Source organism: Streptomyces sp. NPDC027962 (assembly GCF_055566095.1).
The window spans coordinates 74530-88397 of sequence record NZ_JBVHTA010000001.1 but is presented as its reverse complement, the minus strand read 5'-3'; the positions used below and the strand labels follow the sequence as shown (position 1 = coordinate 88397).

Genomic DNA, 13868 nt, shown 5'->3' with positions numbered 1-13868 from the left:
CTTTCCGCCGACCGTACGGGCATGGTCAGTTCGGCGGCTTCCCACCCCGTGGGGCGACCCACCATAGGGGGCCTGTCCCACCGGCTGCTTGCTGGGGTCCTGTCAGCGTCTATCCGCCAAGTCGGCCCGGCCCGCCGCCGGGTTGCGACAACCGCGACATGGTGGCACAGATCACAGCGATCGCCATGCCGCCGAGCATGTAGACGAGCGGTCCGATCCCGGCGGCGAACACGCCGTCCCCCTCGGGGCGTCCGGTGCTGAGGACGACGATCGCCGCCAGCCAGCCGGCGGCCGAGGAGACCGCGCCGAGCTGGGTGCCCGTCGCCCGCAGCGAACCGAGGAACAGTCCCGCGGAGGCGAGCAGCGCCAGCAGCAACCCGCCCGGGAACCAGGCCGCTTGGACGAGCGAGCCCGCCGTGCCGACGACCGCCCCGAGCACGATGAGCGCCAGGTAGGCGGCGATCCGGCCGGGCCTCGGGGCTTCGGGGCGACGGGTGAGCCACGATTCGGGCACGGCCTTGCCCCGGCCGTCCTGACCGCCTCGGCTGCCCTGGCCGTCCTGACCGCCCCGGCCGCCCCGGCCGCCCCGGCCGCCCCGGCCGCCCCGGCTACTGTCCGCACGATTACCCCGGTTGCCCCGTTCGCCCCGGTTGCCGCTCATACCGAAACCCCCGCGAAAAGGTCGTTCTCCCGCTCACCGGGCTCCGCCCCGGACTCGCCGACAACCAACTGGTAGTACTCGGTGGTGAACAACGGCTGCCCCAGATCGTTCGAGAGCGCGAAGAAAGGGCCGTCCACGGCGATTTGGGTGGCATGTGCCCGCATCGCCGCCGCCTTCCGGTCCGTGTACGCCGTGCCGTCGATCTCCGCGGTGATGTCGGAGTCGTCCACGACACCGGGGATGTCGCCGATCTCCGCAATGCCGGGAAAGTCCGCACCGATGGCGCGCAGCCGGGCGAAGCCCTCCTCCGCCGCGGACCGGGGGACGCGGTTCCAGTAGATCTTGGCGATGGCATGCGGCTCGCCGAGATCGCGTCGGAAGGCGGGCTCCGCCGCCAGCTCGGCCGCCCGCATGGCGACACGGTGCGTCTGGATGTGGTCTGGGTGCCCGTACCCGCCGTCGGGGTCGTACGTCACCAGAACCTGCGGACGCACCGAGCGGATGATCTCCACGAGATACCCCGCCGCCTGGTCCACGTCCGCGCTCCAGAACGCGCCTGCCCGGTGGTTCTGCTCGAGCCCCATCATCCCGGAGTCCCGGTACCGGCCCGGCCCGCCGAGGAAGCGGTGGTCCGCGACCCCCAGCTCCTTCATCGCGGCAGCCAGTTCGCCGATGCGGTGCTGCCCCAGCCGGTCCTCCCGGTCAGGGGCGAGGTGGGCGAGCTCGGCGGGAATGACCTCGCCCTCCTCACCGAGGGTGCAGGTCACCAGCGTGACCTGAGTGCCCGCGGCCGCGTACAGGGCCATCGTGGCGCCGTTGTTGATCGACTCGTCGTCCGGATGGGCATGCACCAGAAGCAGTCGACGGGCGGGAAGATCCTTCATACGGACACCCTAGAACGGGTGAGGCTCGACAGAACGGGTGAGGCTCGACCCGCCGCGCCACCGACTGGTCCGGCGCTCCTGGGACCCCCTAGAACTTGATGCCCCCGAGCATCCCGGCAACGTTGGTCGTCAGCTCCGTGATGGTCGGCGCCACCGACGAACTGGCGAGATAGAACCCCAGCAGCACGCAGACCGCCGCATGTCCGCCCTTGAGACCGGCTTTCCGGATCAGCAGGAAGACGACGATCGCCAGCAGCACCACCGCCGAAATCGAGAGTGCCACGGCGGTTCACCTCCACATATTCGGTCGGGACGGTCCAATTGCATGTGCCAGGACATGTGCCAGGAGGTTCATACCCACCTTGCGCTACGGATCATAACTATCCGTGCCTACGCATCGATCGGTGCACAGCAGCACATGGGGGCGCACACCCCCTAAGGTTCGGTCGCATGACGTCGACGCAACCGCCCTCCTTTCCGCGTCAGTCCGCGCGGACCCAGCGCTTCACGTTGGGCGCCCCCCGCGCCTTCACGGTGTCGCCGGACGGGTCGCGGGTGGTGTTCCTGCGCTCCGCCTCCGGAACCGACCGGTCGGGGCTGCTGTGGGTGCTCGACCTGGACGGGGCCGGCGGGCAGCCGCAGGAGCGGCCGGCCGCGGATCCCCGGGAGTTGCTGGGCGGCTCGGCGGAGAAACTGTCCGCCGAGGAGCGCGCCCGGCGCGAACGCAGCAGGGAAGGTTCGGCCGGGGTCGTCGGCTACGCGGTGGACCGGGACGTCGAGTTGGCGGCTTTCTCGCTCTCCGGCCGGCTGTTCACGGCCGAACTCCGTGCCGGGACCGCCCGTGAACTCACCACGCCAAGACCGGTCCTGGACCCCCGGCCGTCCCCCGACGGCCGGCTTATCGCCTATGTGGCCGGCGGGGCGCTGCGTGTGACGGGCGCGGAGGGGCAGGGGGACCGGGCGCTCGCAGAGCCGGATGACGCGCAGGTCACCTACGGGCTCGCGGAGTTCGTCGCGGCCGAGGAGATGGGCCGCTCGCGCGGCTTCTGGTGGGCGCCTGATTCGGACGGGCTGCTGGTGGCCCGGGTCGACGAGCGGGAGGTGCGCCGCTGGTGGATCTCCGATCCGGCGCATCCGGACCAGGAACCGTCGAGGGTCGCGTATCCGGCCGCGGGGACGCCCAACGCCGGCGTCGGGCTGTTCTTCGTCACCCTGGACGGGCAGCGAACGGAGGTGAGCTGGGACCGGAGGAGCTATCCCTACCTCGCCCGTGTGCACTGGTCGGCCGCCGGCCCCCCGCTGCTGCTCGTGCAGTCGCGCGATCAGCGCACCCAGAGACATCTGGCCGTCGACCCGGCGACCGGCGCGACGCGGACCGTGCACGTCGACGAGGACGCGGCGTGGCTGGAACTGTTCCCCGGCGTCCCGGCCTGGGCTCCCGAGTCGTCGTACGCGCGCGGTTTCGGGGGCGGGCGGCTGGTGCGGATCGCGGACGAGGGCGGGGCTCGCGTGCTCGCGGTCGGCGACCGGGTGCTGACCGGGGCGCAGTTGCAGCTGCGCGCCGTCCTGGACATCGGCGAGAGCGACGTGCTCGTGTCCGCGGCGGCCGGTGAGGAGGCCGCGGAGCCGGAGACCGGCGAGATCCACGTGTACCGGGTCAACGAGCTGGGCATCGAGCGCGTCTCGCAGGGCGCCGGAGTGCACTCTGCGGTGCGCGCCGGCAGCGTGACGGTCATGGCGTCGTCCCGGCCCGATGTGAGCGGCACATCCGTGCAGGTCCTGCGGGACGGCAAGCAGATCGCCGTCGTCGCCTCCTACGCGGAGCAGCCGGTGCTGCGCGCCCGGCCCGTGCTCACACAGGCGGGTGCCCGGCGGATTCCGTGCGCGGTGCTGCTGCCGTCCGGTCACCAGGAGTCGGACGGTCCACTGCCGGTGCTGATGGACCCTTACGGGGGACCCCATGGCCAACGTGTGTTCGCCGCACACAATCCGTATCTGACCTCGCAGTGGTTCGCCGAGCAGGGCTTCGCCGTGGTCGTCGCCGACGGCCGGGGCACCCCCGGCCCCTCCCCGGGCTGGGAGAAGGCGATCGGCGGCGACTTCGCACTGACGCTGGACGACCAGATCGAGGCGCTGCAGGCGCTGGCCGGCTCCTTCCCACTGGACCTGGAGCGGGTCGCGATCCGCGGCTGGTCGTACGGCGGTTACCTGGCGGCATCGGCGGTGCTGCGACGGCCGGACGTCTTCCACGCGGCGGTGGCGGGCGCCCCGGTGACCGACTGGCGGCTCTACGACACCCACTACACCGAACGCTATCTGGGCGACCCTGCCGAGCAGCCCGAGGTGTACGCGGCGAACTCACTGGTCACCGATGCCGGTCTGACCACTGCGGAAGATCCCGTCCGGCCGTTGATGATCGTCCATGGCCTTGCGGACGACAATGTGGTGATGGCACACACCCTGCGGCTTTCGTCGGCGCTGCTTGCGGCGGGACGTCCGCATGAGGTGCTCCCGCTGACCGGAGTGACGCACATGACGCCGCAGGAGCAGATCGCGGAGAACCTGCTGCTGCTCCAGGTCGACTTCCTCCAGCGCTCGCTCCGGCTCGGCTGAGGCGCCGCCCGGCAGGGCCCGGCAGCCGGCTACCAGTTGGGCGGTGGTGACGAAGGCGGTGGCGGCCCGAAGCCGCCGCCCGATGCACCAGGCGGCGGATAGCCGTAACCGGGTCCGGACTGCGGGGAGCCGGGGCCGTCGCGGCGGGACTGCGGAGACCCGGACCCGGTACCCGGAAAGCCGGCCCCGGCAGCAGACGGCCCGGACAGCCGTAAGCGGGACCGCCGTAACCGGACGAAGGCTGCGGACAGCCGTACCCCGGCGGCGGCTGCGGAGCACCGGGGTAGCCGCCATCCAGCGATCCGCTCTCGCCGCGCCTGGTCGGTACGGCGAGCAGCACCAGCCCCGCGGACAGTTCCGGACAACGATCACGGGTCTACGGGAAACCGCCCGGCGCGCGGGAGACCGGCCGGCACCGCATGACGCGGTCCCGGCCGGCCCACGGCACCCGCACGGCCGTACGCTCCCCAGAGTGAGGCGTCCGTATATCGGATCCGCGACATCCAAGTTGCGTGTGCGTTAAAGAGGCTGACGACCACTCACAGAACTCTGTCCCCCTCACCGGGCGGCGATCCGCTCGGCACCACATGCCGCTCCTCCGCGAAGTGGCACGCCGACGGGTGGTACACGGGCCCCTCGACCGTCCGTAGGTGGGCGGGTACGGCAAGCAGGGGAACCTCCAGTGCGCACCGTTCCTGAGCCTTCCAGCAGCGGGTGCGGAAGCGGCAGCCGGAGGGGATGTCGGTGGGCGAGGGAACGTCCCCCGTGAGGATGATCCTCCCCCTGGCTTCGCCGGGGGGACCCCCACCCGGTGCTCGCGCCTCGGGGTCGGGCACCGGCACCGCCGACAGCAGCGCCTGGGTATAGGGATGTGTCGGATGGTCGTAGATCTCGGCGTCCTTGCCGATCTCCACGATCCGCCCCAGGTACATCACACCGACCCGGTCCGAGATGTGCCGGACGATCGCGAGGTCATGGGCGATGAACACGTAGCTGAGGGCGAATTCGTTCTGGAGCTGGTCCAGCAGGTTGATCACCTGTGCCTGCACCGAGACGTCCAGCGCGGACACCGGCTCGTCGGCAACGATGATCTCCGGCTGGAGAGCGAGCCCCCGGGCGATGCCGATCCGCTGGCGCTGGCCTCCCGAGAACTGGTGCGGATACCGGTTGATGTACTCGGGATTGAGACCGACGACATCGAGGAGCTCCTGCACCTTCTGTCTGCGCGAGCCCTTGGGCGCCACCTCGGGGTGGATCTCGTACGGCTCGCCGATGATGTCGCCGACCGTCATCCGGGGGTTGAGCGAGGTGTACGGGTCCTGGAACACCATCTGGATGTTGCGGCGCACGGCCTTCAGCGCACGTCCCGACAGCTTGGTGATGTCCTCGCCCTTGTACCGGATCGCCCCGGCCGTCGGCCGCTCGAGGTGGACCAGCATCCTGGCGAGCGTGGACTTTCCGCAGCCCGACTCCCCCACGATGCCGAGCGTTTCGCCGGCGAACAGGTCGACGTCGACGCCGTCGACGGCCTTGACCGCGCCGACCTGCTTCTTGAAGAGGACACCGCGGGTGAGCGGGTAGTGCTTGACCAGGTCGCGTACCTCGAGGATCGCCTCAGCCATGGAGTGTCGCCTCCCAGAAGTGGCACGCGCTCCTGCGCTCCTCGTTCACCTCGTACAGCGGTGGCACGTCGGTCCGGCAGACGTCCCGGGCCATCGGGCAGCGCGGGTTGAAGGCGCAGCCGGACGGGATGTGCATCAGGTTCGGCGGCAGCCCCTTGATGGCGTACAGCTCCCGGCCCTTCTGGTCGAGGCGCGGGATCGATTCCAGCAGGCCCTTGGTGTAGGGGTGTGCGGGCGCCCGGTAGATGTCGTGGACGGGCGCCGTCTCGACGATCCGGCCCGCGTACATGACGGCGATCTTGTCGGCGACGTCGGCGACGACGCCGAGGTCGTGCGTGATCAGGATCAGCCCCATGTCGAGTTCGCGCTGGAGCTCGGCCAGCAGGTCCATGACCTGGGCCTGGACGGTAACGTCGAGGGCGGTGGTCGGCTCGTCGGCGATGATCAGGTCGGGCTCCAGCGAGAGCGCCATCGCGATCATGATGCGCTGGCGCATACCGCCGGAGAACTGGTGGGGGTACTGACCGACCCGTTCCTTCGCGGCGGGGATGCGGACCCGGTCCATCAGCTCGACGGCCTTGGTCTTCGCCTCCTTGCGCGACAGTCCCCGGTGGACGACGAACATCTCGCCGAGCTGGTCGCCGACGCTCAGGACGGGGTTGAGGGAGGAGAGGGCGTCCTGGAAGATCATGGCCATTCCGGCGCCTCTGATCTTCCGCCGTTCCTCCTCCCGCATCGTCAGCAGGTCCTGGCCCTTGAAGAGGATCTCGCCGCCGGTGATCCGGCCGGGGGGCATGTCGAGGATGCCCATCGCGGCCTGGGCGGTGACCGACTTGCCGGACCCGGACTCGCCGAGCACGGCAAGCGTCTCGCCCGCGTCGACGGTGCAGTCGACGCCGTTGACCGCCTTGGCGACACCCTCGCGGGTACGGAACTCGACGTGCAGGCCGCGTACGTCGAGCAGGCTCCCGGGGGTGTCCGGTTCCGCTGACATCACGGCCTCGTAGGACGTGGCGGGCATGGCGGCTCCTCAGCTTCGGTCAGCGCAGCTTGGGGTCGAGGGCGTCGCGCACCGCGTCGCCGAGCATGATGAACGCGAGCACCGTGACCGCCAGCGCGCCGGCGGGCCACAGCAGCATGTGCGGGGCGTTGCGGATGTACGGGGAGGCCGACGAGATGTCGATGCCCCAGGAGACGGTCGGCGGTTTGAGGCCGACGCCCAGGAAGGAGAGCGTCGCCTCCAGCGAGATGTAGGTGCCGAGCGCGATGGTCGCCACCACGATCACCGGGGCGACGGCGTTGGGGGCGATGTGCCGCAGCAGCATCCGTGAGCTGGAGGCACCGAGCGCCCTCGCCGCCTGCACGTAGTCGTTCTGCTTGGCGGTGATGACGGAGCCGCGGGCGATACGGGAGACCTGCGGCCAGCCGAGCAGCACCATGAACCCGACGACCGGCCAGACGGTGCTGCTGGTGATGACGGACAGGAGGACCAGGCCGCCGAGGACGACGGGGATGCCGAAGAAGACGTCGGTGAGCCGGGACAGCACGGCGTCCGAGGCGCCGCCGAAGAAGCCGGCGAGCCCGCCGAGGACCGAGCCGAGCAGCGCCACACCGAGGGTGGCGCAGACGCCGACGGTGACGGAGGCCCGTGCGCCGTAGACGGTGCGGGTGTAGACGTCGCAGCCCTGCCCGTTGAAACCGAAGGGGTGACCGGGCTGGGAGCCCTCCTGGGCCTTGGCGAGATCGCAGCTGAGCGGGTTGCCGGAGGCGATCAGCGAGGGCCACAGCGAGATGACGATCAGGAAGAGGATGACCAGTGCGGAGACGATGAAGACGGGGTTGCGCCGCAGGTCCCGCCACGCGTCCGACCAGAGGCTGCGCGGCTTGCCGGCCGGGCCGGTGTCCCCGGGCCGGCCGGGGACCTTCTCCAGCGTCTCGCCCTCGCTCATCGCGAGGTTGGTCGCGCCGCCCGACCCGGCGGCACCGGCGACGGCCTGGTGCCCGGGGTCGTCGAAGTGCGGGTTCTGCTGCGGCTCAGGCATAGCGGATCCTCGGGTCCAGAACGGCGTACAGGAGGTCCACCAGCAGGTTCGCCACCAGGAAGACGATGACGAGGACGCTGACGAAGCCGACGACGGTCTGTGTGTTCTGCCGCAGGATGCCTTGGTACAGCTGGTAACCGACCCCGTGGATGTTGAAGATCCGCTCGGTGACGATCGCACCGCCCATCAGGGCGCCGACGTCCGTGCCGATGAACGTGACCACCGGGATCAGGGAGTTGCGCAGCAGATGCTTGCGGATGACCCGTCCCCTCGGCAGGCCCTTGGCCCTGGCGGTGCGGACGTAGTCGGCGCGGCTGTTCTCCGCGATGGAGGTACGGGTCAGGCGGGTGACGTAGGCGAGGGAGACGGAGGCGAGCACCAGCCCGGGGACGATCAGTTCGTCCAGTCTGGCGTCGGTGGAGACGGACGGGTCGATGATGCCCCACTTGTAGCCGAGGAGCAGTTGGAGCAGCAGGCCGGTGACGAACGTCGGCACCGAGATGACGACGAGCGTGAGCAGGAGTGCCCCGCTGTCGACGGGACGGCCGCGGCGCAGCCCTGTGACGACGCCGAGGACGATGCCGATCACGATCTCGAAGACGACCGCGACCAGGGTGAGCCTGATGGTGACCGGGAAGGCCTCACCCATGAGCTCGGTCACCTCCTGCCCGTTGAAGGCGGTGCCGAAGTCCCCGGTGAACACGTTGCCCATGTAGGTCGCGTACTGCTGCCAGAGGGGCTTGTCGAGGCCGAACTCCTTACGCAGCTGGGTGGCTGTCGCCGGGTCGCACCGCCGCTCCCCGCACAGTCCCGCGATGGGGTCGCCCATCACGTTGACCATGAGGAAGATCAGCAGGGTGGCGCCGAAGAAGACGGGGATCATCTGCAGCAGACGCCGGATCACATATCTTCCCATGAAGGGCTCCGGGGCTCGTGGAAAGGGTCACGGCCCGCGCTGACGGCACGCCGGGCCGGGCGCCTTCCGCCGTCAGTCGACCTTGATCTCGTTGTAGACGGGGACGCTGAACGGGTTGAGCTCGACGTTCGAGACTCGCTCGGAGTAGCCTGCGCTGCCGTTCTGGTACCAGAGCGGGATGGCGGCCATCTCGTCCCGTACGACCTTCTCCGCCTCCTTGAAGGTCTCGACGGCCTGCGCGGGGTCTGTCTGCGCGTTGGCCTGGTCGACCAGGTCGTCGAACTTCTCGTTGCTCCACTTGCCGTCGTTGGAGGAGGCGTTGGTGTAGTAGAGCGGCTGGAGGAAGTTCTGGATCAGCGGGTAGTCCATCTGCCAGCCGGCCCTGAAGGGCCCGGACATCTTGGACTGGGTGATCTGGCTGCGGAAGTCGGCGAAGGTGCCGATCGGGCTGCCGACGCAGGCCTGGTCGTTGCCGAGGGCGTTCTTGATGGAGTTGCAGACGGCGTCGACCCAGTCCTTGTGGGAGCCGGTGTCCGCGTTGTACGAGAGCGTGATCCGTCCGCCCGGCAGACCGCCGGCCTCGGCGATGAGCCTTTTCGCCTGGGCGGGGTCGTACTCGCACGCCGTGCCGCAGAGCGTCGGGTCGTAGCCGCCCTCCTCTCCGAGCACCGGCGAGGTCCAGTCCTTCGCCGGTGTGCGGGTCTGCTGGAAGATGGTGTCGGTGATCTGCTCACGGTTGATCGCCATGGACAGGCCGGTGCGGAGCTTCGCCCCGTCGGGGGTGTTCCAGGCGTCGTCGTAGTAGGGGAAGGCGAGGGTCTGGATGATGCCGGCGGGGCTGTTGATGTACCGGTCGCCGAGGTCGGCCTGCACGTTTCTGAGCTGGGCGGCGGGCACGTCGTCGACGAGGTCGAGGTTGCCGGCGATCAGGTCGGTGTAGGCCGTGTTGTTGTCCGTGTACACCTTGAGGTCGATGCCGCCGTTCTGCGCCTTGTCGGGTCCGGTGTAGCCGTCCCAGCGGCGCAGCGACATCTGCGAGCCCTTGGCGTACGAGTCGACGGTGTACGGGCCGTTGCCCACGGGCTGGGCGAGCCAGGCGTCGTGGTCGTCGAAGAAGGCACGGGGCAGCGGGGCGAACGCCGCATAGCCGAGGGTGTCGGGCCAGGTGGAGAACTTCTGCGAGAGCTTGACGGTGAACGTGGTGTCGTCGACGACCTCGAGCCCGGACAGTTTCTCAGCGGTGGCCTCGCCCTTCTCGGGGTGGACCTTGTCGTACCCCTCGATGTAGCCGAAGAAGTACGCGTTGCGCTGGTTGTTCCTGAGGTGGGCGCCGTAGTTCCACGCGTCCACGAAGGACTGGGCGGTGACGGCCTCGCCGTTGCTGAACTTCCAGCCGGGCTTGAGGGTGACCGTGAAGCTGACCGAGTCCGTGGTCTCGATCTTCTGGGCGACCATGTCCTGGGCTTCACCGGTCTTGGGGTCGTACCGCTTGAGTCCGCGGAAGATCAGGTCGAGCACCTTGCCGCCCTGCACCTCGTTGGTGTTGGCGGGTTCCAGCGGGTTCTGAGGGTCGCCCCAGGAGGAGCTCACGATGCCGTCGGCGCCACTGCCGCCGCTGTCGCTTCCCCCGCCGCACGCCGTCGCGGCGAGGACGACGACGAGCGTGCAAGCGGCCCACTTCGCGCGTGTGGCTCCACGCATGGAGTGCCTCCTAGATCCCAAGTCTCCCTTGGGCCCAATATCGCTCCATAAAGGATCTAACGCATTTTCAGGACACCCGAGTGGCGGATAGGCGCAGCGCCCGCGACGGGATCGACGGGACGCCCACACACGTCCGCCCTGCCGGGTGGAACCGGCAGGGCGGACGTGACAGGGCGGCTCGGGCCGCGTGCCGTATCAGTCGTCGGACGCGTCCTTCTCCAGCGCGGTGAGCGCCGGGTCCATGACCACGCTCTTGGCACGCTCGACGGTGGGGTCCTCGGGGAAGTGGCACGCCGTCAGGTGGCCCTCACGGTTCCCCGAGATCTGCACCAGCGGCGGCTCCTCCGTCGCGCACTTGTCCTGCGCCTTCCAGCAGCGGGTGCGGAAGCGGCAGCCGGACGGCGGCAGGATCGGCGACGGAACGTCGCCGTACAGCCGGATGCGCTCCTTGTTCGCCGAGTCCACGTCCGCATCCGGCACAGCCGAGAGAAGGGCGTGTGTGTACGGGTGACGGGGCCGGTTGTAGAGGGAGTCGCGGTCGGCGACCTCCACGATCTTGCCCAGGTACATCACCGCGACGCGCTGCGAGAAGTGCCGCACGACAGCCAGGTCGTGCGCGATGAACAGGAAGGCGATACCGAGCTCTTCCTGCACCTTCTGCAGCAGGTTGACGACCTGCGCCTGGATCGACACGTCCAGCGCCGAGACCGGCTCGTCCGCGACGATCAGCTTCGGCTCGAGCGCGAGGGCACGGGCCACTCCGATACGCTGGCGCTGGCCGCCGGAGAACTCGTGCGGGAACCGGTTGTAGTGCTCCGGGTTCAGGCCGACGAGCTCCAGCAGCTCCCGCACCCGCTTCTCCCGCCCGCCGGGTGGATTGATGCCGTTGATCTCCATCGGGCTCTTGATGATGGTACCGACGGTCTGGCGGGGGTTCAGCGACGAGTACGGGTCCTGGAAGATCATCTGGATCTCGGACCGGATCGGTGCCATTTCCTTGCGGCCGGCGTGGGTGATGTCCTTGCCCTGGTACATGATCTTACCGCCGGACGGTTCCAGCAGACGCGTGATCATGCGGCCGGTGGTGGACTTGCCACAGCCGGACTCACCGACCAGACCGAGGCTTTCGCCCGGGTAGACCTGGAGGTCGATCCCGTCGACCGCCTTGACCGCCCCGACCTTGCGCTTGAAGGGGAAGCCCCCGTAGATCGGGAAGTGCATCTTCATGCCTTCTACGGTGAGCAGCGGCTCGCGAGAGCCGGTGCTCACCGTGGGGCCCTGCTGCTCGGGCAGGGTGACGTTCTCGCTCATGGTTTCCACGTCTCCTAGCCCAGCCTGGGCTTGATCTCATCGATGAAGATGCTCTGCTTCTGGGACGACGTCAGGTGGCACGCCGCGGCGCGCCCCTCGGCGAGCGGCGGACGCTCACCCGAGCACCGCGAGGCGGTGACCTGGTCGGTGAAGGCGCATCGCGGATGGAACGGGCAGCCCGACGGCGGGTTCAGCAGGCTGGGCGGCGAGCCGGGGATCGGCACCAGCGGCTCGTCGACGGGACCGCCGAGGCGCGGCATCGAGCTGAGCAGGCCCCAGGTGTAGGGGTGGGTGGGGGCCGAGAGGACCTCTCGGACACTGCCGCGCTCCACGGCCCGGCCGGCGTACATCACGAGCAGGTCGTCGGCCATGTTGGCGATGACGCCCAGGTCGTGGGTGATGAAGATGATCGCGGAGCCGAACTCCTGCTGGAGGTCCTTGAGTAGGTCCAGGATCTGGGCCTGCACGGTGACGTCCAGCGCGGTGGTCGGCTCGTCGGCGATCAGAAGATCGGGGTCGCAGACCAGCGCCATGGCGATCATGGCACGCTGGCGCATACCGCCGGAGAACTGGTGCGGGTAGTCGTTGAACCGCATCTGCGGCTGCGGGATTCCGACCTTCTCCAGCATGTCGATCGCACGGACCTTGGCGTCCTTCTTGGACGCCCCCGTGTGCTTCATGAACGGCTCGGCGATCTGGCGGCCCACCGTGTAGTACGGCGACAGCGCCGTCAGCGGGTCCTGGAAGATCATCGCGGCCTTGTTGCCGCGGATCTTCTCGAGTTCCCTCTCGGGGGCGCCGGTGAGCTCCCGGCCGTCCAGGACGATCTCGCCGCCGATGTCCGTGGTCTTGCGGTTGTGCAGGCCGAGGACCGTCAGGTTGGTGACGGACTTGCCGGAGCCCGACTCACCGACGATACCCAGCGTCTTGCCACGCTCGATGTCGAAGGAGAGCCCGTCCACTGCGTTGACGATGCCGTCCTCGGTGGAGAACCGCACCCGCAGATCGCGCACCGAGAGGAAGGCCTCCGGCCCGGTCGGGGCCGGTGTGTCTTCGGTCTTGGTCAGTGTGGTCACGGTCGTTCTCCTAGGCGAGGCGCACGCGCGGGTCGATGAGGGCGTAGGTGAGGTCCACGAGGATGTTCAGGAGCAGGATGAAGAAGGCTCCGAACAGCATCACACCCATGGTCAGCGGCAGGTCCTTGGTCAGGGAGGAATCGACGGCGAGGCGGCCGATGCCCGCGAGGTCGAACGTGAACTCCGTGACGACCGCGCCGGCGAGGAGGGCGCTGAGGTCCATACCGATGATGGTCACGATCGGCGTGAGCGAACCACGCCAGGCGTAGCGGAAGAAGACATAGCGCTGACGCATGCCCTTCGCCTTGGCGGTACGGACGTGCTCCTCCTGGAGCTGCTCGATCATGGTCGAGCGGGACATACGCGTGTACTGGGCGGTGAAGATGGTCGCCATCACGGCCCAGGGGATGATCATGCCCATGAACCAGCCGGCCGGATCCTCGGTGAACGGCACGTACTTGGGGTTCTCCAGCCAACCCGTGCTGTAGACGAAGATGCCGAGGACGATCGGTCCCAGGAAGTAGATCTGGAACGAGCTGAGCACCATCGAGGCGCCGCTCACGGCCTTGTCGACCGCGGTGCCGCGCTTCCACGCAGCGAGCAGACCCGAGCCGAGGCCCAGGAGCAGGAAGATGACCAGGCCACCCACGGTCAGCGACAGCGTGAGCGGGAAGCGGTCCATGATCGAGTCCCAGACGAACTCGCCGGAGTCGAAGGAGACTCCCAGACACGGTGCCGAGCAGTGCCCGACGGCGAAGTCACGGCCGGTCACGATCCCGCCCATGAACTCCCAGAACTGCGAGGTGATGGGCTTGTCGAGACCGAGGTTCTCGCGGATGACCGCGATGTTCTCCGGCGTGCAGTTCTTGCCGCAGGCGAGCTCGGCGAAGTCCTGAGGGATTGTGTAGAACAGAAAGAATGTGAAGGCGCCGATCAGGAACATGATGACGGCGGCGCCGGTCAACCTGCGGATGAGGAAACGAAGCATCGCGGGAGGCTGCTCTCTTCGGAAGCGGCGGTGTGTGAGGGGCGTGTTCGTGGG

Annotated in this window: 12 protein-coding genes; 1 reads left to right on the top strand and 11 read right to left on the bottom strand. The window is 68.8% G+C overall.

The window, feature by feature from the left end:
* Nucleotides 1-109: 109 nt before the first annotated feature.
* The 3 genes from ACZ4SA_RS00420 to ACZ4SA_RS00410 form a co-directional block, all read right to left on the bottom strand.
* A complete protein-coding gene (locus tag ACZ4SA_RS00420) occupies nt 110-514 on the bottom strand; it encodes a DUF6113 family protein (RefSeq protein WP_468268434.1) in 405 nt (134 codons plus the stop codon).
* 143 nt (nt 515-657) lie between these two features.
* Nucleotides 658-1545 (bottom strand): N-acetyl-1-D-myo-inositol-2-amino-2-deoxy-alpha-D-glucopyranoside deacetylase, encoded by an 888-nt coding sequence (gene mshB, locus ACZ4SA_RS00415; protein WP_468267825.1) that lies wholly within the window; start codon nt 1543-1545, stop codon nt 658-660.
* 88 nt (nt 1546-1633) lie between these two features.
* Complete coding sequence (locus tag ACZ4SA_RS00410) at nt 1634-1828, bottom strand: hypothetical protein (protein ID WP_005312422.1); 195 nt, start codon at nt 1826-1828, stop codon at nt 1634-1636.
* A gap of 167 nt (nt 1829-1995) precedes the next feature.
* Here ACZ4SA_RS00410 and ACZ4SA_RS00405 point away from each other — a divergent pair, with 167 nt between their 5' ends.
* The gene (locus ACZ4SA_RS00405) at nt 1996-4158 is read left to right on the top strand and encodes a S9 family peptidase (protein WP_468267820.1); all 2163 of its coding nucleotides are present in this window, start codon (nt 1996-1998) and stop codon (nt 4156-4158) included.
* Nucleotides 4159-4697: 539 nt separating this feature from the next.
* On the opposite strand, the gene ACZ4SA_RS00400 is transcribed toward ACZ4SA_RS00405, so the two are convergent.
* The 8 genes from ACZ4SA_RS00400 to ACZ4SA_RS00365 form a co-directional block, all read right to left on the bottom strand.
* Nucleotides 4698-5780, bottom strand: a complete 1083-nt coding sequence (locus tag ACZ4SA_RS00400; protein ID WP_468267818.1) for an ABC transporter ATP-binding protein — start codon at nt 5778-5780, stop codon at nt 4698-4700.
* Nucleotides 5773-6774 (bottom strand): ABC transporter ATP-binding protein, encoded by a 1002-nt coding sequence (locus ACZ4SA_RS00395; RefSeq protein WP_468268431.1) that lies wholly within the window; start codon nt 6772-6774, stop codon nt 5773-5775. Before ACZ4SA_RS00395 ends, ACZ4SA_RS00400 begins: the two co-directional genes overlap by 8 nt.
* A gap of 46 nt (nt 6775-6820) precedes the next feature.
* Nucleotides 6821-7822 (bottom strand): ABC transporter permease, encoded by a 1002-nt coding sequence (locus ACZ4SA_RS00390; RefSeq protein ID WP_468267815.1) that lies wholly within the window; start codon nt 7820-7822, stop codon nt 6821-6823.
* Nucleotides 7815-8738, bottom strand: a complete 924-nt coding sequence (locus ACZ4SA_RS00385; protein WP_468267812.1) for an ABC transporter permease — start codon at nt 8736-8738, stop codon at nt 7815-7817. Before ACZ4SA_RS00385 ends, ACZ4SA_RS00390 begins: the two co-directional genes overlap by 8 nt.
* Before the next feature lie 72 nt (nt 8739-8810).
* Complete coding sequence (locus ACZ4SA_RS00380; RefSeq protein ID WP_468267809.1) at nt 8811-10439, bottom strand: peptide ABC transporter substrate-binding protein; 1629 nt, start codon at nt 10437-10439, stop codon at nt 8811-8813.
* A gap of 195 nt (nt 10440-10634) precedes the next feature.
* Entirely contained in the window at nt 10635-11750 is a 1116-nt protein-coding gene (locus ACZ4SA_RS00375; RefSeq protein ID WP_468267806.1) for an ABC transporter ATP-binding protein, read from the bottom strand.
* 14 nt (nt 11751-11764) lie between these two features.
* Nucleotides 11765-12826 (bottom strand): ABC transporter ATP-binding protein, encoded by a 1062-nt coding sequence (locus ACZ4SA_RS00370; RefSeq protein ID WP_468267803.1) that lies wholly within the window; start codon nt 12824-12826, stop codon nt 11765-11767.
* A 10-nt stretch (nt 12827-12836) separates the two neighbouring features.
* Complete coding sequence (locus ACZ4SA_RS00365) at nt 12837-13814, bottom strand: ABC transporter permease (RefSeq protein ID WP_468267800.1); 978 nt, start codon at nt 13812-13814, stop codon at nt 12837-12839.
* Nucleotides 13815-13868: the final 54 nt, after the last annotated feature.

What these genes read in the sequence shown, in the direction of transcription:
- ACZ4SA_RS00385 (WP_468267812.1), bottom strand. Translation starts at nt 8,738, where the DNA reads ATGGGAAGATATGTGATCCGGCGTCTGCTGCAGATGATCCCCGTCTTC.
- ACZ4SA_RS00365 (WP_468267800.1), bottom strand. Translation starts at nt 13,814, where the DNA reads ATGCTTCGTTTCCTCATCCGCAGGTTGACCGGCGCCGCCGTCATCATG.
- ACZ4SA_RS00390 (WP_468267815.1), bottom strand. Translation starts at nt 7,822, where the DNA reads ATGCCTGAGCCGCAGCAGAACCCGCACTTCGACGACCCCGGGCACCAG.
- ACZ4SA_RS00375 (WP_468267806.1), bottom strand. Translation starts at nt 11,750, where the DNA reads ATGAGCGAGAACGTCACCCTGCCCGAGCAGCAGGGCCCCACGGTGAGC.
- ACZ4SA_RS00395 (WP_468268431.1), bottom strand. Translation starts at nt 6,774, where the DNA reads ATGTCAGCGGAACCGGACACCCCCGGGAGCCTGCTCGACGTACGCGGC.
- ACZ4SA_RS00400 (WP_468267818.1), bottom strand. Translation starts at nt 5,780, where the DNA reads ATGGCTGAGGCGATCCTCGAGGTACGCGACCTGGTCAAGCACTACCCG.
- ACZ4SA_RS00405 (WP_468267820.1), top strand. Translation starts at nt 1,996, where the DNA reads ATGACGTCGACGCAACCGCCCTCCTTTCCGCGTCAGTCCGCGCGGACC.
- ACZ4SA_RS00380 (WP_468267809.1), bottom strand. Translation starts at nt 10,439, where the DNA reads ATGCGTGGAGCCACACGCGCGAAGTGGGCCGCTTGCACGCTCGTCGTC.
- mshB (WP_468267825.1), bottom strand. Translation starts at nt 1,545, where the DNA reads ATGAAGGATCTTCCCGCCCGTCGACTGCTTCTGGTGCATGCCCATCCG.